Annotated in this window: 18 protein-coding genes and 1 pseudogene; 14 read left to right on the top strand and 5 right to left on the bottom strand. The window is 36.2% G+C overall.

What is annotated here, in order from left to right:
• Positions 1-79: 79 nt before the first annotated feature.
• The 4 genes and pseudogenes from GYM74_RS00665 to GYM74_RS00650 all read left to right on the top strand — a co-directional run.
• Positions 80-841: pseudogene (locus tag GYM74_RS00665) on the top strand (VENN motif pre-toxin domain-containing protein); the annotation flags it as partial.
• A 1-nt stretch (position 842) separates the two neighbouring features.
• Positions 843-1091, top strand: coding sequence for a hypothetical protein (locus GYM74_RS00660; RefSeq protein WP_220218601.1), 249 nt, complete (start codon positions 843-845; stop codon positions 1089-1091).
• Positions 1092-1306: 215 nt separating this feature from the next.
• Positions 1307-2104: an EndoU domain-containing protein gene (locus tag GYM74_RS12325; RefSeq protein WP_305054784.1), complete on the top strand. Its 798-nt coding sequence runs from the start codon at positions 1307-1309 to the stop codon at positions 2102-2104.
• Positions 2105-2127: 23 nt separating this feature from the next.
• Positions 2128-2379: a MafI family immunity protein gene (locus GYM74_RS00650; protein ID WP_220218600.1), complete on the top strand. Its 252-nt coding sequence runs from the start codon at positions 2128-2130 to the stop codon at positions 2377-2379.
• A 49-nt stretch (positions 2380-2428) separates the two neighbouring features.
• Here the strand turns inward: GYM74_RS00650 and GYM74_RS00645 are convergent, their stop codons facing one another.
• Positions 2429-2662, bottom strand: coding sequence for a SymE family type I addiction module toxin (locus tag GYM74_RS00645; RefSeq protein ID WP_220218599.1), 234 nt, complete (start codon positions 2660-2662; stop codon positions 2429-2431).
• Positions 2663-2772: 110 nt separating this feature from the next.
• Between GYM74_RS00645 and GYM74_RS00640 the strand changes: the two genes are divergently transcribed.
• The 3 genes from GYM74_RS00640 (at position 2773) to GYM74_RS12335 (ending at position 4200) form a co-directional block, all read left to right on the top strand.
• Positions 2773-3369 (top strand): hemagglutinin repeat-containing protein, encoded by a 597-nt coding sequence (locus tag GYM74_RS00640; RefSeq protein ID WP_220218598.1) that lies wholly within the window; start codon positions 2773-2775, stop codon positions 3367-3369.
• Between the two features lie 62 nt (positions 3370-3431).
• Positions 3432-3863: a hypothetical protein gene (locus GYM74_RS00635; protein WP_220218597.1), complete on the top strand. Its 432-nt coding sequence runs from the start codon at positions 3432-3434 to the stop codon at positions 3861-3863.
• Between the two features lie 148 nt (positions 3864-4011).
• Positions 4012-4200: a DUF6572 domain-containing protein gene (locus GYM74_RS12335; RefSeq protein WP_370634031.1), complete on the top strand. Its 189-nt coding sequence runs from the start codon at positions 4012-4014 to the stop codon at positions 4198-4200.
• 354 nt (positions 4201-4554) lie between these two features.
• Here GYM74_RS12335 and GYM74_RS00630 read toward each other — a convergent pair whose 3' ends face one another.
• The gene (locus GYM74_RS00630; RefSeq protein WP_220218596.1) at positions 4555-5100 is read right to left on the bottom strand and encodes an RNA 2'-phosphotransferase; all 546 of its coding nucleotides are present in this window, start codon (positions 5098-5100) and stop codon (positions 4555-4557) included.
• A 593-nt stretch (positions 5101-5693) separates the two neighbouring features.
• Here GYM74_RS00630 and GYM74_RS00625 point away from each other — a divergent pair.
• The 5 genes from GYM74_RS00625 (at position 5694) to csdE (ending at position 10401) form a co-directional block, all read left to right on the top strand.
• The gene (locus GYM74_RS00625; RefSeq protein WP_220218595.1) at positions 5694-6389 is read left to right on the top strand and encodes a hypothetical protein; all 696 of its coding nucleotides are present in this window, start codon (positions 5694-5696) and stop codon (positions 6387-6389) included.
• 350 nt (positions 6390-6739) lie between these two features.
• Positions 6740-7735, top strand: coding sequence for a peptidase U32 family protein (locus tag GYM74_RS00620; protein WP_220218594.1), 996 nt, complete (start codon positions 6740-6742; stop codon positions 7733-7735).
• Positions 7736-7875: 140 nt separating this feature from the next.
• A complete protein-coding gene (locus GYM74_RS00615; protein WP_220218593.1) occupies positions 7876-8754 on the top strand; it encodes a U32 family peptidase in 879 nt (292 codons plus the stop codon).
• Entirely contained in the window at positions 8711-9934 is a 1224-nt protein-coding gene (csdA, locus tag GYM74_RS00610) for a cysteine desulfurase CsdA (protein ID WP_255556183.1), read from the top strand. The genes GYM74_RS00615 and csdA overlap by 44 nt, the downstream gene beginning before the upstream one ends.
• Positions 9935-9969: 35 nt before the next feature.
• On the top strand, positions 9970-10401 hold the full coding sequence (gene csdE / locus GYM74_RS00605) for a cysteine desulfurase sulfur acceptor subunit CsdE (protein WP_220218592.1): 432 nt from the start codon (positions 9970-9972) through the stop codon (positions 10399-10401).
• A gap of 46 nt (positions 10402-10447) precedes the next feature.
• On the opposite strand, the gene dolP is transcribed toward csdE, so the two are convergent.
• The gene (dolP, locus tag GYM74_RS00600; RefSeq protein ID WP_220218591.1) at positions 10448-11026 is read right to left on the bottom strand and encodes a division/outer membrane stress-associated lipid-binding lipoprotein; all 579 of its coding nucleotides are present in this window, start codon (positions 11024-11026) and stop codon (positions 10448-10450) included.
• Positions 11027-11258: 232 nt separating this feature from the next.
• Here dolP and GYM74_RS00595 point away from each other — a divergent pair, with 232 nt between their 5' ends.
• Together GYM74_RS00595 and GYM74_RS00590 are read left to right on the top strand one after the other, a co-directional pair.
• Positions 11259-11957: a DUF1266 domain-containing protein gene (locus tag GYM74_RS00595; RefSeq protein ID WP_220218590.1), complete on the top strand. Its 699-nt coding sequence runs from the start codon at positions 11259-11261 to the stop codon at positions 11955-11957.
• Entirely contained in the window at positions 11954-14620 is a 2667-nt protein-coding gene (locus GYM74_RS00590; RefSeq protein ID WP_220218589.1) for a J domain-containing protein, read from the top strand. The genes GYM74_RS00595 and GYM74_RS00590 overlap by 4 nt, the downstream gene beginning before the upstream one ends.
• 67 nt (positions 14621-14687) lie before the next feature.
• On the opposite strand, the gene GYM74_RS00585 is transcribed toward GYM74_RS00590, so the two are convergent.
• Positions 14688-16358 (bottom strand): molecular chaperone HscC, encoded by a 1671-nt coding sequence (locus GYM74_RS00585; protein WP_220218588.1) that lies wholly within the window; start codon positions 16356-16358, stop codon positions 14688-14690.
• Positions 16359-16507: 149 nt separating this feature from the next.
• A complete protein-coding gene (gene xseA / locus GYM74_RS00580; RefSeq protein ID WP_220218587.1) occupies positions 16508-17839 on the bottom strand; it encodes an exodeoxyribonuclease VII large subunit in 1332 nt (443 codons plus the stop codon).

Below are 17839 nucleotides of genomic sequence, written 5' to 3'. Positions count from 1 at the left end.
AAAAACCACACGTTGGCATGGGATCTTAACTTAACTGACTTGTTAACAACTCTACGGTAAAGATGCTAGCAAGTTAACCGAAGCCGAAAAACAAAACATCAACGCCCTCGCCCAGCTGGCAGCCGGCCTGGCAATTGCCGCCGGTGGCGGTGATACCGGCGCTGCCGGTGCGGCAATGGCTGCCGGGAAGAATGCGGTTGAGAATAATTTTATGGCCTTGCAAGTAATGGATGAATTTGACCGTGATTATCGAGATGGTTTGTTACTATTTAAAGGTGATGAAAAAGCAGCAACAGATTATGCGAATGAAATGATTCGAGATAGAGCAATTGCAAGCGGTTTTGCAACAGGTATAATTGTAGGAGGTGCTGTTCTTCCTAATACTGCAATAATTGGTGGTTCACTGAGTGGCGCCATTAATGCAGGAATGCAATATACATTAAATCCAGATGGAAGTATTAATTGGACTGATGTAGGAATTGCATCAGGAGTTGGTGCTGTTACTGGTGGTGCAGGGACAGGGTTTTGGGGGACAGTTGGTTGGAATGCCGCAGGCGGTGCAACATCAAATTATTTAAAGGATGAAGATCCGTTAATTGGTGCTGCTGCTAGTGCAATAGGATCTGGTTTTGGTTATCTTGGCGGCAAGATGTTACAAGGTCCATTAGAGAAATTATTTAATCCAGTATCAAAACAATATGAGTGGATTCCTATTGGAATTTGGACTATTACTAAACCCGCTTCTCAAAGTTCTATTCCGGCTATTTCCGGGGGAGTCGTAGACTCTGCTACAGGAGAATTAATTGACAATAAGATTAATGATCTGATGAAGAGTAAATGAGATGAAGAAAAATAGAAAATATTTAGCATTACTGTTTCTATGTATAGCGATGCCTTTAATCTTGTTTTTTAGTATTTTAATTATAAGTTTAATATTTTCATTTTTGTTTTATTTTAAAACAAATGAATTTGTAATTGATACTAAAGATATATATATAGCTTGTAAACTAGCTCCTTTTGGTATCCCTGTAGGAATCGCTATGTGGTATTTGGAGTGTCGTCGTTTAGGGATTAAGATCTTTGGTAAATAATTTAGTTCCCAGCTCAAAAAGCTGGGATTTGTTTGTTTTTAGAATCTACCTCGCAAGTTCTACTATCAACTAGCCCTGCTCAATTTTAATAATAACAGGGCAATCTGACATAAAATTTTATCTGCTCCAGCCCCGCTATCCTAATAGTTACTGTGGTTTGAGGCTATCAGCAAATAAACCAACTGTTAGCATCAACATCAAAAGAAGCAAATGAATTGCGCAGTATCTATGATGGCGTGGTGTTATCTTTTCAGCGTTGGGGTTACAACGAAGAAGATGCACAAAAAATGGCTGGCTATTATATGGGTAGCATGATGACAGTTCATGGTGTAGTTGGAGCTGGGATTACTCTGCCTAGAATACAAAAAGTATTCGGTAACACCAAGCAGTTGATCGGAAAAACTGCAACCAATGCCGGAAAGGGAACCGCTGTCAACAAACCATTAGACAAAACAGAGTTAGAGCTACAACACGGAAAAGGAAATGTTGAACAAGGTGGTGGAAATTATAAAGAGACTAAGGATAAAATACTTGATAATCAGGCTACCAATCAGAAAGCAAACGAAAGTAGTAATTTTGGTGAACATGTAGCGAAAGAGCAACAAATTAATGCTGGTAAGGGAACGAATGCAAAAATATCGCCTGAAAATCAGAAGTATGTCGATATTCTATCACCTGAAGCTAAGCAGCATATACTATATGGGGATGGACCAACAAGTGGCGGACACATGTACCCAGGAAATCCTGGTAAAACCACATTTCCTAAGGATTGGTCTGCAGACAAAATTGTCCATGAAATAGGGGATATTGCGACATCGCCTAATACACAATGGTATGCACAGAGTGGAACTGGTGGTCTTTATACAAAAGCAGGAAATCCTGCAAGATGGGCTGCATACGAAATTAGAGATGGGGTACGTATTAGAGTTATTTATGAACCAGCAAATGGAAAAATAATAACTGCGTTTCCGGACAAGGCGCCAGTTCCTTCTCATTATAAACCAATTAAGTAAAAAGTTATAAAGGTTAAATAATTATGTTAGTTAACAATTGTATAAAAGAATTTGGTAATTCTTTAAAAGATAGGATAGATCCTGAGTTAATAGATTATGCTTTGGATTATATTAATCATTCCGAAAATGTTTTGGCTTTTGAAACATTGTGTGATCATATTGCAGATTTTGATGTGAAAATTAGTGAAGACGAATATAACAAAGTACTTCATATTGTTGATTTACTCGGTTTGGATTTAGATAATAGATTTTTATATATAAACCCCAATAAATAATTTCTTATTTCCCGCCTTAACAAGCTGGGGGATCTTTTATTATTTATTTTTAAACTTGCAAATCAAGTTCAACCACCAACTTGCCCTGTTCAATCTTAATGATAACAGGGCAGCCCACATAAAAGCCTATCTGCTCCAGCCACCTGCCTTTAATGGTCAGTTGTGATCTGGGGTTGGGCTTTGTGCCTTGCGGCACGTAGCCAATGGTATAAAACCGCTCAGTGAGTTGTGGTGCAGGTGCTTTGTCTGTGGTTGATTTTAGCGTTGAATGCACCTCACTCATAATAATTATCTCGTATAATTGTTGGGGTAAGTAGTGGTAGCAAGTTGTCGCCTGTTACTGCTACGTTACTTTTTTACCCGTCCTACCTAGCCTGTAATTTAATCTGCTTCTTGATTAAAAAGTCTTCTAAAAATATCTTACTCACGGCTTTAACTTCTTCCTATAACCTATTAAAAATTATTCAGTTATCCGGCAATAATGTCACCAATAGTGGCACGGTATTTGGTGAGCGGGTGGCAATCGATGCAAAAAATGATATTACCAATTACGGGAAGTTAGTCGGTGATAAGCTGGTTTATTTATCTGCCGATAATGATATCAATCTTCTGTCCAGTACCCGCACGCAAATCCGTGGCAATAATGTCACCACCAATATCGACCAGGCCAGTATCATTCAGGTGAATAATGGCAATATTGTTATCGATGCCGGGCATGATATTCATGCTAAAGCCGGCTGGATTATTAATAATGCCGATACAGGTAATACGTCGTTGCACGCCGGTCATGATATTCGCTTTACTGCCGCTGAGATTGAAGAGAAGTTAGATTTAGGTGGTGGCAAACATTATCGTAAAAGCCATGAACACAATGTCGTTGGCAGTGAAATCAGTGCCGCCAATAATGTGACGTTAAGTGCCGGACATGATATTGATGCCAAAACGGTCGATATTTCTGCCGGAAAGCAATTAGGGCTTTATAATGTTTGATAGAAGAGGGAATAGAATTGGAACTTATGATAAAGATTTAAATAGAATTAAGGATTAACTATATGTTTAACATTGAAATAAATAATTCTCCAAAAGAGGTTTTTGGTGAGCAGGTTTATCCATCAAAAATTGTTATTAATGATTTCTATGAGTGGATAAATATTCCAGTTGTTTATTGGGATATAGAACAATATAAAGATAGTTGGAAAAAATCAATTAAATATGGGTTGGAAACAAAAGAGCATGCAGCGTTAATTGTTTCGATGTATGATCCTGATAATTTGAATTTTATATCTACCTGGACTCTTTATTTTGTTAATGAATTAGTTTATATCCAAAATAAATTGATATTTGTTAATGAATATAATAATTTTGATGTAAATAACATAAATGATTTTATCAGTAATAGAGAAATTTATAACGAAGATGGAGTGAGAATATCCGAATGGCAATGTACTGTAGAAGATATTATTGAGTTTTATCATTCTTTGTAGCCTAAATATTATATTAGTTCTGCGATTTTGTCGCAGAACTGGATTAATTATTTACCAACTATGCGATTTGCTTCGCAAGCTCAACAATCAACTTACCTATTAAAGCTGAAGTAGTTAGACCAAAAACGAATAGAGATAAATACATTTTATGACTATTGAAGATAAAAATAAGATTGATATGATAACGATGACAAAGGAAGGTATACATCCTCAAAAAGTGATATTGATTATAAAAGATCATTTCAATTGGGAAGCTGATATAAATGAACATCTATTCAAATTACAAGAAAAACTAAATCTTTATATCAGTGTTATTGAAAGTAAAAATATATTTTAAGTACCAAATACCTGACGAATGTATATGTTTTTTGGAGAAAGTTAACGAAGTTATAATATCAATTAATACTACAATAGAGTATGGAATAGGTTGATTCTAAAAGTTACCCAGAATTTAGGTTGTTTATTATAACAAGCTATACACTATACCAATTATTTATGCTCCTTTTTGATCTAATATTTTATAGTCAATTTTTGAATTACACTTCCAATTTACACGTTCAAAATTTATTGATAAACAATATCGACTAGGATTTTATTTAAAAATATTGAAATTTAATTTTAGAGAATCAAATAATGAATAACTTATTTGCTCCTTCTAAACTCAAACATAATGGGCTAAATTAAATAAGATTTAGTCAAATATTAAAAAAATATTAGGAACAGCATTAGTCAACCAAACACCGTTATCTGCCAAATAAAATTTAAAACCTTGTTGAGACATCTGTAAGGCTTTTACTTTTAATACTACTGGTTTTCCATGCCTTTCGCCTACTTTCTTAGCAGTCTTCTCATCGCCAGATAAATGGACATAATGGCGACTGCCAGCAATTAATCCCTGTTTTTTAATGGAATCAATAAATCGAGTGGCTGTGCCGTGATATAAAAATTCTGGGGGAATTTGTTCTACATGGCTTATTTTTACTTGCTCAGTTGAATGCCCTTGCGCTGCACGTATTTTTAGACCGTCATCCGAAATCGTAAAACGTTTTTTATCACTTGTTTTAACAACTTGCTCTATCAACTCTCTAGTAAGAGATTCATTATGTTGATTAGCTTGCATGATGAGTCTGTCAATATTAACCCAACCATCAGAATCTAATGTAATTCCAATAGCTTCTGGTTGATGTCTCAAAATATAACTTAAGAATTTACTTATTTTATCTAGTTGTTTACTCATCTTTATTTCCTTACTAATCCACGCTCTAACTCTGAGTTAGGATAATTTTTTTATCTATTTTTAGATCCATATAACAAGTTCAATAATAAATTAGTTTTGCTTAACTTTAATGATGATAGGCCGTTTGGCATAAAAACGTATCTGTTTCAACCGCTAGCCCTTAATAGTGAGTTCTGAGCTGGGACTATTATGCCCGACATCAAACATGTAACCCACGATATAAAAGTGCTTGTCAGGTTTGGTGCCCGTTCTTTAACTGGTGGTTAATTTTAGCACAACGTATACCTTAGTCATAATAATTACCTTGTTTAGTTGTTACGAGTAGTAGGTTAGCACTGGCGTCACAGCCTGCCCCAGAACGTCAACGTGTTTTGAAGATAGCGACAAACGGTTTTGCATCACAATAAAGCCGATCACCAAAAGCGCTATATTAGCTATCATTTAAGAAATTCGTTAAATAGATAAATAATTACAAATCTGGACAATTACTTTATTCAATACAATAATAAAGATGCATCAAACAATAACTTATTGTTTATACCAATAAAAAATTATTTGATGAAATATAAATAAGTAAAAGGAAATATAAAATTATGGAAAAGATTAAATATGTTATTTTAAGTTGTTGCTTGCTTTTATTATTTGGATGTTCTGGCAACAGAGAACCATTGCCTAGAACACAGATTGTGGAAACAGAAGTAATAACTTTAAATAATGGTGCGAATATTAAGGTGTTAACGGAAAATGCCATTAATGGAGAAGTAGTTAAAGATACGAATAGTTATTTAAATATTGTTACCCGAAGTAATACAGCACAAGTTGTTGGATTGAAAGTAGTTCAATTTGCCGCAGGCTTTTTTACTAGTCTTGGTGGCAACGTGAATACTTTTTCAAAGGAAGAATTAAAAGGTAGCTACGTAAATTCAGTACCAAATAAAACCATGGAGCTTTTAAAACCTCAGTTATATACAATTTTAAAAAAAATAAAAGCCAACAAACAAAAAGAACACACTATCACCATTCAACCTTATAAATTTAAACTGATTTATGATGGTTTGACGGATAATAAATACAATTTTATTTATCAAACATCGATTAAAGCGGAAGGATTTTACTTTGCTTGTTCTCACAACAGTTTATCGGTAGAGGATAAAACCAAAACTTTTGACGAATGGGAAAGTAATAACTATCAGTTAGTTCAAGATATCACTTCACAATTAATCAATAATTGTATGACTCAATTAAATTCGACTGAAAATATAACACAACTTGAAAATGCGCTGAAATAAGTATTAATTATCAGCAACATAGTACGCTAAACATAAAATAGATTGAATTTAGTTGATTATTGATATAATTCTTTTTAAATATAAAAACCAGAAATTAAATAATAAATGTCTGGTTTTTTACTTTGCAAAATCGTAAATTATCCTATGTTAACTATCACCGTTTTGATTCAATTTAATTATCAATAGTAATCACTTACTTTATTAAAAATTATATTTATTACATACAGTTATATAAAAAACAGGGTTGTATGTTTTTTTTAGCCTAGAAATTTGCTTTCTATTCGCATTAAATCAGGAATTATTGCATAATACATGGCGTATTAAATACCGAACTTAAGTTAGGAATAATTATGGAACTTCTTTGTCCTGCTGGATCTTTACCATCGTTAAAAGTGGCGATTGATAATGGCGCTGATGCTGTCTATATTGGTTTGAAAGATGATACCAATGCCCGTCACTTTGCTGGTTTAAATTTTAATGAGAAGCGATTAATTGAAGCTGCGGATTATGTACATAAACGTGGTAAAAAATTGCATATTGCGATTAATACTTTTGCGCATCCTGAAAATTTTCAGCGGTGGCAACATGCGGTTGATACCGCTGCAAACATTGGCGCTGATGCTTTAATCATTGCCGATCTTGCAATGCTTGATTATGCAGCTGAAAAATATCCCAATTTAGAGCGCCATGTTTCGGTGCAAGCCTCTTCGACCAATGAAGAGTCAATTAAGTTTTATTATAATAATTTTCACGTACATCGAATTGTGTTGCCTCGTGTATTGTCAATGCATCAGGTAAAACAGCTTTCTCAAGTGTCGCCTGTTCCATTAGAAGTTTTTGCTTTTGGCAGTTTATGTATTATGGCAGAAGGCCGTTGTTACTTGTCTTCTTATTTAACTGGCGAATCTCCTAACACTGTTGGTGCGTGCTCACCAGCAAAGTTTGTGCGCTGGGAAGAGACCGAAAAGGGTCTTGAGTCAAGACTAAACAATGTTTTGATCGACTGTCATAAAAAAGGTGAAAATGCTGGCTATCCAACCTTATGTAAAGGTCGCTACTTTGTTGGTCAAGAGCTTTATCATCCGATTGAAGAGCCAACCAGTTTAAATACGATTGAACTTTTACCGGAATTATTTGCTGCTAATATTGCCTCGGTGAAAATCGAAGGTCGTCAACGTAGCCCGGCTTATGTTGAACAAGTGACCAAAGTATGGCGACAAGCTATTGACCGCTATAAAGCTAATCCACAATCCTATCAGGCAGAAAAAAATTGGATGGATACACTTGGTTCTGTTTCAGAAGGAACGCAAACCACATTAGGTGCTTATCACCGTAAATGGCAATAATGTAGAATTAACTTGCCAATTAGTCATTCACAATAAAGATGATTGAAATAGATTCATATTTTAATTAATGACAATGTAAATAAAATCGCTGTAGCGATTTTTAGTTAAATCAATCTAATATAAATATAGTGAGCAAAACGATGAAATACGCATTAGGACCAGTGCTGTACTATTGGCCTAAAATCGAAACTGAAGCTTTTTACCATGCTGCCACTAATAGTGAAGCAGACATTATTTATATGGGTGAAACGGTATGTACCAAGCGCCGTGAAATGAAGGTGCCCAATTGGTTAGACTTAGCAAAAGAGATTGCCAAATCTGGCAAGCAAGTCGTCCTTTCCACTTTAGCATTACTTGAAGCGCCATCAGAACTTAATGATTTAAGGCAGCTGGTAAACAATGGTGATTTTTTAGTTGAAGCTAATGACTTAGCAGCAATTAACATTGCCCATGATAATCATTTACCTTTTGTGGCAGGTCCGGCTATTAACTGTTATAACGCTTTAACCTTAAAGTTATTACAAAAACAGGGTATGGTACGTTGGTGTATGCCTGTTGAACTTTCTCGCGATTGGTTAAACAATGTACTTAATCAATTTGATAGCTTGAATATAGCTCGAAATTTTGAAGTTGAAGTCTTTAGTTATGGCTACTTACCGTTAGCTTATTCTGCTCGCTGTTTTACCGCTCGTTCCGAAGATAGACCAAAAGATAAATGTGAAACCTGCTGTATTAAATACCCAACCGGCCGTGAAGTATTTTCACAAGAACAGCAAAAAGTATTTGTGTTAAACGGCATTCAAACGCAAAGTGGTTATTGTTATAATTTAGGCAATAATCTTAAAGAGATGAAAGGATTGGTTGATATTGTCCGCATCTCGCCATTAGGTGTTGAAACCTTAGATGTGGTCAAACAGTTTAAAGCCAATGAAGACGGATTAAATCCTTTGCACATTGAACATAAACGAGACTGTAATGGTTACTGGAATGGAATTGCAGGACTTGAACTTGCGCAATAAATATTTTGATGCCGAGCAATTTCGGGCCGATTTCCCCGCGCTCAATAATCAAAGTGTCTACCTTGATTCGGCAGCCACTGCGCTTAAGCCACAAGCGATGATTGATGCGACAGTACAATATTATGCGCACAACACCGCAACGGCTGAACGCAGTTTGCACCATAATGCGCTGCAGGTGACACAAACCATTCACACAACAAGAGAAAATGTTGCTAATCTGATTCATGCCAAACATAGCCATGAAATTATTTGGACGCGTGGCACAACTGAATCAATTAACTTAATTGCTCAAAGTTATGCTCGCCCCCTATTACAACCTGGCGATGAAATTATCGTTAGCGAATTAGAGCATCATAGCAATTTATTACCTTGGTTAATCGTTGCTAAGCAGACTGGAGCAAAAGTCATTCAATGGTCAGCGGATATTGATGAGCTTTCTTCACTCATCTCATCACGCACAAAAATCGTTGCGGTGACGCAAATGTCTAACGTAACGGGATTTTGTCCAGATTTAGCGCAAATTAGTCAACTTGTTCACCAAAATAATGCGATATTAGTGGTTGACGGGGCGCAAGGTATTGTTCATCAGCCAATCAATGTTGACAAGCTCAATATCGATTTTTATGCCTTTTCAGCACACAAGCTATATGCCCCAACTGGGCTAGGGGTGTTATATGGCAAAGCGACGTTACTGGAACAAATGAGCGTTTGGCAAGGTGGCGGGAAGATGTTGAAGACAACCACATTTTCTGAATTTCAAGTTGCACAACTGCCCTACAAATTTGAAGCCGGAACGCAAAATATCGCCGGGATTGTTGGCCTAAATGCCTCACTTAGCTGGTTAAATAAATGGGATGAAGTTCAGGCAGATAACTACTTAATTCAATTATCCAATTACGCAAGATCGCAATTAAAACAGTTTGATGATATTCAATTTTATAGCGTCGAAGGTAGCGCTATTATCAGTTTTAATTTTAAGCATATTCATCATAATGATATTGCAATCTTATTAGGCGATCAAAATATTGCCATACGTACTGGGGAGCTTTGCGCTCAACCGTTGATGAATAAACTTGGTTGTCACGGTGTGATTCGTATATCGCTTATGCCTTATAATAACCAACAAGATATTGATAAATTGATAACTGCCCTTAATAATGCCATTGAGATATTTGCATAAATTTATGCGAAAACATCTATCTAAACTGAACTAGCATGGCAAATTTTTATCACCCTAAACAGGTCTATAATATGGTTTCACAACAATCTTTAACTGAACTATTTTCTCAGCAACATAACTGGCAAGATCGCTATCGACAACTGATACTTTTAGCTAAGCAATTGCCTGATTTTCCTCCAGATCAAAAAACCGAGGAAAATCAAGTGAACGGTTGTGAAAACCGAGTATGGTTAACTTATCAAAAACAAGCTGACGGCACATTTATCTTTCAAGGTGATAGTGAAGGAAGGATTGTTAAAGGATTACTTGCTATTTTGATCTTGATAGCCAATAACAAAAATGCCACGCAAATTCATGCTATCGACTTTCCGGCATTATTTAAAGAACTGAAAATTGCTCAAGAACTTAGCCAATCACGACAGCAAGGTCTGGCAAAACTTATCGAACGGATCGAATCAATAAAATAAGATAAAAAAAGGGGGAAATCCCCCTTTCTTTTATAATTTTAACTGATTAGTTATCTGGGTAAGTGTAAAGCGTAATCACCTTTTTAACACCGGCTACTTTACTGGCAACTTCAGCAGCAAGTCTGCCTTGTTCTGGTGTTAAGATACCAATTAAGAAAACTTCACCATTTTCCGTCACCACTTTTATCTTACGTGATTTAACTTGTGAATTTAGCATTAACTGAGATTTTACTTTAGTGGTGATCCATGTGTCATTAGTTACTGTGCCAGCACCCACTGGCGTTCCGATACGAATTTGATTGTAAACTGTTTTTACACCTTCAACTTCATTTGCTAAGCTTTCAGCTTTCTCAATTTGTTCTTGATTTGCTTGCCCGGTTAACAAAATATTACCATCATAAGTGCTAGTTGAAATACGTGAGCCAATAAACATAGGTCCGTTATCTCTTAATTTACTGGTAATTCGTGAATTAAGCGTTGTATCATCAACTTGGGTTCCAGCAGTACGAGGATCGGTTGCAATTGTCGCTGTAGCGCCGGCACCAACGCCAATCAATGCCGCAACACAGCCTTGTAGCATCAATACGCCTGACATTAATAGTACCATTAAGGCGAATTTTTTCATTATAACTCCTTTCTTTTGTGGCTAAATAATGTATAGATGATTACAAAAAAATCGTATTTCATTATGCCTTGCACAAACCAATTTGCAAAACAATTTTGTTGCTTCTTGTAATAATTCCGCTATGCATTTTAATCACATTAAATTTCAAGACAATATGCCCTTTCAATTTATACATGATTCTGTTATCTTTCTACAACGCTATAAACAATATCTGTTATCAACTGAGTAGAAAATGGTTTCTCAAGATTTTATTGATTGGTTATACGCTTTATCGGCACCTATGGTTATGTTAAATAAAAAAAATGGTGCTATCTTTACGTCCCCTTATGTTTTCCCTGATGATACATTTATCGATTTAAGTGAGAATTGGGAGATCAATTCTCGGGAAACTTTTCTAAAACAAATATTTGACCTGGTTGATGACGGGCCAGCACAATTCATTTCACAACTCTATTTTAAATATTCACGATTTTCTGAAATTGAATGGCTTAACTATTGTGAAGAACAAACAGACATTCAGAAAATAATACTAAAATATGTGGAACAAACATTTCCAGCTTGTGGTGTTGCCGGTATTCGTAGTTGGGATTATGTAAGAGCCGCATATCTTATACGAATCGGCACAACCAATAAATATGTAACCGAACAAGAAGCTTTATGGATTTTAAATAGGATCAGTCTTCGAGCTCGATGTTTTTATGAATCATGGCAGCATTATCATATTGGCTGGTTTATTGGTCATCGATACAGGCAAACGTGGGGAATTGAGGACTTAGAGCAGTTGCATTGTCAATTAACCAGAACATCACAACGCCATGTAATGGCAGAACTATACACAGACAAAACATTGCCTTACAACTTATTACCTTGGTTTATTAATATTGAAGAATTAGAGAAACCAACATCATTAATGGAGTATGATTGGTCATGAATGATAACATATGGCAACTACTGGGCATTGAGAAAACGACTGATATTGCAACTATTCGTCAAGCATATCGTGCAAAATTACCCAATCATCATCCCGAAACCGATCCTGATGGATTTAAAGCGTTACGAGCCGCTTATGAAAATGCAATAGAATATGCCAAATCGCCTGAAAAATTTGCTGCTGAGTTAGAATCGGACAGCTCAGCACAAGACATTTCCCAGCCACTGACAGAAGAGCAGCTTAAAGAGAATGAAATTTGTACTGCTTATCAAATGCTTTTAAATGATCCAAAACGTCGCTTTAATGTCGATGAATGGCAATTATTTATCAGTTCATTTTATGACTATCCTATGGCAATTATTGATTCGGTAAAATGGCGTTTGTTAGAAATAAGCACTCAAGCAAAGAATATATCGCAATCATGCGCCAAATTACTCGCCGAAAGTTTACGTTGGCGACAACAGCTGATGATCGAAAAACCCGAACAATATGAAAAGTATGAGAGTTTTCTTGAATATATTGATAGTGGCGATACTTTCAATTACGCATCCTTACCAACCACAAATATCGTACTACAAGATGCCACCATTGATTATATTTCTCACTGTCATTGGTTATATTGGTGGCGTTCACAAGATGAACTTGAGTCTTTTTTAATGCAAGATACAGTCATCTGTTTACCTGATGATAAAGACTTAATGATGCAATTTGCCAATTTTTACCGTGTGGCAAATATACCAAATCAATCTATTTTAGACTATACTTTACAACGTATCGCCCAAAACGATGATGATAAGCGTAATATTATCGAATGGCGGTTTTTAGCGGCAATTCAATATACCTTACTTACCGATAAACAAAATGCGCTACAAGCTTGGATTGATCTTTATAATACAGGTCATTATCAACAAAAAGCAGCCAGTTGGATAGCGGGTTGGTGTTTATATTTTGCGCAAGAGTATTTCCCACTATTATGTATCGCACTTAATGACTGTTATTGCCTAGCACCGACATCAACAGACAATAACTTTTACAATATAGTTCCTCAATGGTCTACGATAACAGTATCACGATTAGCCCAAATCGATCCTAGCGATTATTCACCAGAAATTGCTAGCTTTATAAATTGGGCGCTAGAAATAAATTGGAATTATCGCCAAATCCTGCCTTTGTTGTTACTGGACAATGGTACCAATCGTTTATATCGCTTATACCGACATGCCATTATGTTATGCCACGGTAATCAAACCTTATTACAGCAAATTCTTGAAGAACAAAGCGATGATATATTTGAACAATTCATTTTACAAAATCTACAACGTCAGGCTAAGCAACATTTAGTATGGCTAACCGAACTTGAACCGATAAAAGCATTTAAAGATTGGTTGTATAATAGTGATGAAGATCTTCCAATGCCAATCAGATTTGATATTGAAAGCGATAATGATGACGCGATATATGTGCGTTTATGGTTAGATAGGTTTGATTTAATTCCTAAGCACGCCAAAGTACATCTTTACAGATATATGAAATATTTTAATATGGAAATGTTTGACTGGCAGGTCTATTTTGACAATGAACAATATTACCAATTTCCATTTCCACCTAACGCCTTGATCGATAAAGAGGCCTATTGGCAATGGTATCGTAGCTGTATGCTCGTTCTCGCTATTACTAATAACCCTTTAGAAACAGCCAAGTTAATTAAAAAAGAGAACAGTGATTTTATTTTAACCGATGATGATCCATTTCTTCCATTGGTCAATATCTTTAAGTATGGTAATTGGCAAAATGAATCAGAACTGTATAACTTGATAATTAATAACAATGAGATCACTAATTGTGTTTTGAGTAATTATCCTAACTCAATTGAAAACATCATTACCAATCCATACGACACTGATTTTACCCAAATTCCACAACATTTAACCGGATTTTGGCAAACAAAATTAGCGAATGAAAATCCTATCTATTTGATGCTGCTATACAAAATTGTTTTAAATAAAACAGCACAACAGTCTCAATTAGAGCACACATTACAAACGATTGCCGGCGACAACCTAAATCTTCAAAAAATTGCACACACTTTAATAAATGAAAAGCGCTTAACACTTTTGGCCGTAGGCAGTAAAAGTAAAGCTGCAAAGCAAGCTATCTTCATTGCTAAGCTGGCAAAACATTTATCCAATCCTTATGGCATCTGTGTTCAAAAGCAAATTAATGCTTTGGATCAATTACGAACAGACGCGAGTAATAATTTAGTACTACGACTTTGCGCTGCATTGCTGTTAGCTGAAAATCAAGAAAATCAAGAAAAACTCAATGCACAATCACTACCTAAAAATGGGTATTTTCAGTTTTGGCGTTGGAATGGTCGCACAAATAATAAAGGCTTTTTTATACAGACCGTATGGATGACAATTTTTTTATTTCTCATTGAAACAAGGATACCTGCCTTCCTGAAAAATCTTGATCTACAAAATTTTGATTATCTCTTTCGAGGAATGTTATTTTGCCTAATATTCATTAATCTTATTTTTGCCATAAAAAGGCGTGTCAATGATACCGATACGGGGAAAGGGTTCAATATTTTTCGACTTTGGCAGCCAAGTATTGAACAAACAAATCGATACGGGCCACCAATAAATGAGAAAGAAAACTAACAAAAACCCCTTTTATAAAAAAATAAAAGGGGATGTATTATAATCAATAGATTAATAATTCATTAAGTTATCTATCGAGGCTAGTTAAAGATGATTCAATTTCACAACGAATTGTTTCAATTTCCTCAGTATTTTGCCGATCTAATACGGTTAAAAAAGTTTCGATATACGAGCCAATCAAGCTGCGTTCATCACCTAATGATTGTGCCCATGCACGATCTAATCTAGCCAATAATGTACGATTTGGCATTTGATCTCGTGGATGAACTTTAAGCGATTTCAATCGTTCATGGCTTTCTTGTTTTTGTTTTTCTGTTAATCCTATCGGGCTATGATCGATGACTTTACCATGCTGTTGGCCGGTGGCATGTATTATCACATCGACTTCTAATAAACCATTTAAATCATAGCTAAATCGAACATCGATTCCTTGCAGCTCTTCGGTCGGCGTTAAAGGCACCTCAAACTGATCAATTAATACGTTGTTTTTAACAAGTGGGTGTTCGCCTTGATATACTGCAACAGAGATATATTTTTGCTGCGGATGTGTAGTATAAAAGGTTTTAACTTTTGAGGTCGGTACAATCGTATTACGTTCAATAATTGGGGAAAATAAACCACGAACATTATCGGAAGAACTTTCAATACCTAATGTGTAAGGGCAAACGTCGGTCAAGATAACTTCTTCCACATCTGCATTACGTAAACGACAAGCCGCTTGAACAGCCGCACCTTGTGCCACAATAGTGGTCGGATTAATATGACGATAAGGGAGTTTGCCAAATAACTTTGTCACTAACTCACGAACCACACCTAATTGCGATGAACCGCCAACTAACACAATATGTTCAAGCTGATTGGGCTTTAAACGGGCATCACTTAATGCTTGTTCAATCGGTGCTCGCAAACGGTTTAGCAAGGGTAACCAAATCATTCTAGCTCGACTTTCGTTAAGTGAAAATTGCCATTGTTTATCCTGCCAAAACCAAGTTAAATTATGCATTTTTTCGCCATTTAACTTACATTTTAACTGTTCAGCTAAATCTAATAATCGGGCATAGTCATCTGTTGCGATATCTTGTGGTTTAATATTCCACTCACTTAAGCAAGCTTTTACCAGTTCATGAGTAAAATCTTCCCCCCCAAGGTAATTATCACCTGCTGAAGCATGGACTTCGATAATTGGCAGGGAATACTCAAGTACTGTGACATCAAATGTACCACCACCCAAATCAAATACTAACGTATTTCCCGATTGCTCCTCGTGCAAGCCATATGCCATAGCTGCTGCGGTGGGTTCATTAATTAAACGTACAGCATTTAACCCGGCAAGCTCTGCGGCAAAACGGGTTTGCTTACGTTGCTCATCATTAAAATAAGCTGGTACAGAAATGACAACATCACAAATCTCCTGCCCTAAAAACGCTTGTGCATCAGCTTTTAACGATTTTAGTACCATTGCCGATAGTTCTGTTGGGGTAAATTTTTTATTGCCTAATTCAAAAACTTTACTCGACCCTAAATACCGTTTAAATGCAGCTGCTGTGCAATTGGGATGAGTGGTTAAGCGAGACAATGCTGCACGCCCAACTAAAATAGAATCATCATTATCAACACTGACAACTGAGGGGGTAACCAACTCGCCTATTGAGTTGGGAATTAAAGTTGGCTGACCGTCCTGCCAAACACAAATTAAACTATTTGTTGTACCTAAATCTATACCAATTGGAGGATGCATAACTTAACTATTCTCTTATGATTAATTCAATTAATAATGCGTTGATATTATATACATATAGCGGTTTTAGATACAATTTTTATCTAGAGACCAATTTGCAACATTTCTCAGCGCCTAAGTGATATATTTACGGGTAATCAGTCGGTCGGTTATTCGACTTTAACAATTTGGCTAACTAATTTCCCCGTTTTTAATTGCGTGGTGATATGCTCACCAATCACAACTTGGTCACAACTGCGTATCACAATATTAGCTTGATTAGTTGTCACGCTATAACCACGCTCTAAAGTTGCCAGTGGGCTGACATTATTGAGTTGCGATGTTTGTAAAACAAACTGATGTTTAGCATGTGTAAGTTTCTGCTCCATTAAAGTCATGATTTGTTGCTGGCGTTTTTCAACTGTTTGGCGTAGAAGACGAATATCATTTTGCGGTGAGAGGCGTAATAATCTTCTATCTAAATAGTTATGAAGATTTGATTGCCGAAATAGGTATTGTTGAATGTTTTCAAATAGCGCATGACGGCAAGTTAACAGACGATTTGACTGTTTGGACAGCTTCGCTTGTGGGTGCTCAGCTTGCAATCGATGACGCCATTTATTAAGCATTTCCCGACGACGCATTAGATAATTGTCTATCGCCATAAAAAGATACTGTTCTTGCACTTGTAGACGCTTTATTTGATCTAGATTGTTAGTACTCACTAACTCAGCTGCGGCTGACGGCGTTGCCGCTCGAATATCAGCAACAAAATCAGCGATAGTAAAATCAATTTCGTGCCCGACTGCACTAACAATCGGTATTTGACTGGCAAAAATCGCTCTTGCGACCACTTCTTCATTAAATGACCAGAGATCTTCCAGCGAGCCCCCACCCCGACCAACAATTAATACATCACACTCTTGACGGTTATTAGCAATCTCAATCATTTTGGCTATTTGCCCTGCCGCTTCTGTGCCTTGCACTTGAGTTGGATAGATAATCAAATGTAAAGAGGGATCACGGCGTTTTAATATCTGGCAGATATCATAAAGCGCAGCGCCGGTTGATGAAGTGATAATACCGATTGTGCGAATATTTTCAGGTAAGGTTTTTTTATAAATTGGATCGAATAATCCTTCGTCAGATAATCGTTGTTTTAACTGCTCAAATTTTTGTTGTAACAAGCCAGCGCCAGCGGGTTGCATTTTATCAATAACAAGTTGATATTCACCTCGAGCTTCATAAAGTGTTACGGAAGCATTAACTAAAACTTGTTGGCCATTTTGCGGTGTAAATCCGGTTCTAAAATTGCTATTACGAAACATGGCACAACGCACTTGGGCGGTTTCATCTTTAAGTGTGAAGTACCAGTGACCGGAAGCTGGGCGTGAAAAGTTAGAAATCTCGCCAACTAACCAAATTTGACCAATAGCATCGGAAAGGAGATCTTTCACCATTTGGTTAAGATCTTTAACCGATAAAATCGAACGATTTTGCAT

It is taken from the genome of Gilliamella sp. ESL0405 (assembly GCF_019469205.1).
Classification (GTDB): Bacteria; Pseudomonadota; Gammaproteobacteria; order Enterobacterales; family Orbaceae; genus Gilliamella.
The sequence above is the reverse complement of the archived record's forward strand: the minus strand, read 5'-3'. Positions and strand labels throughout refer to the sequence as shown.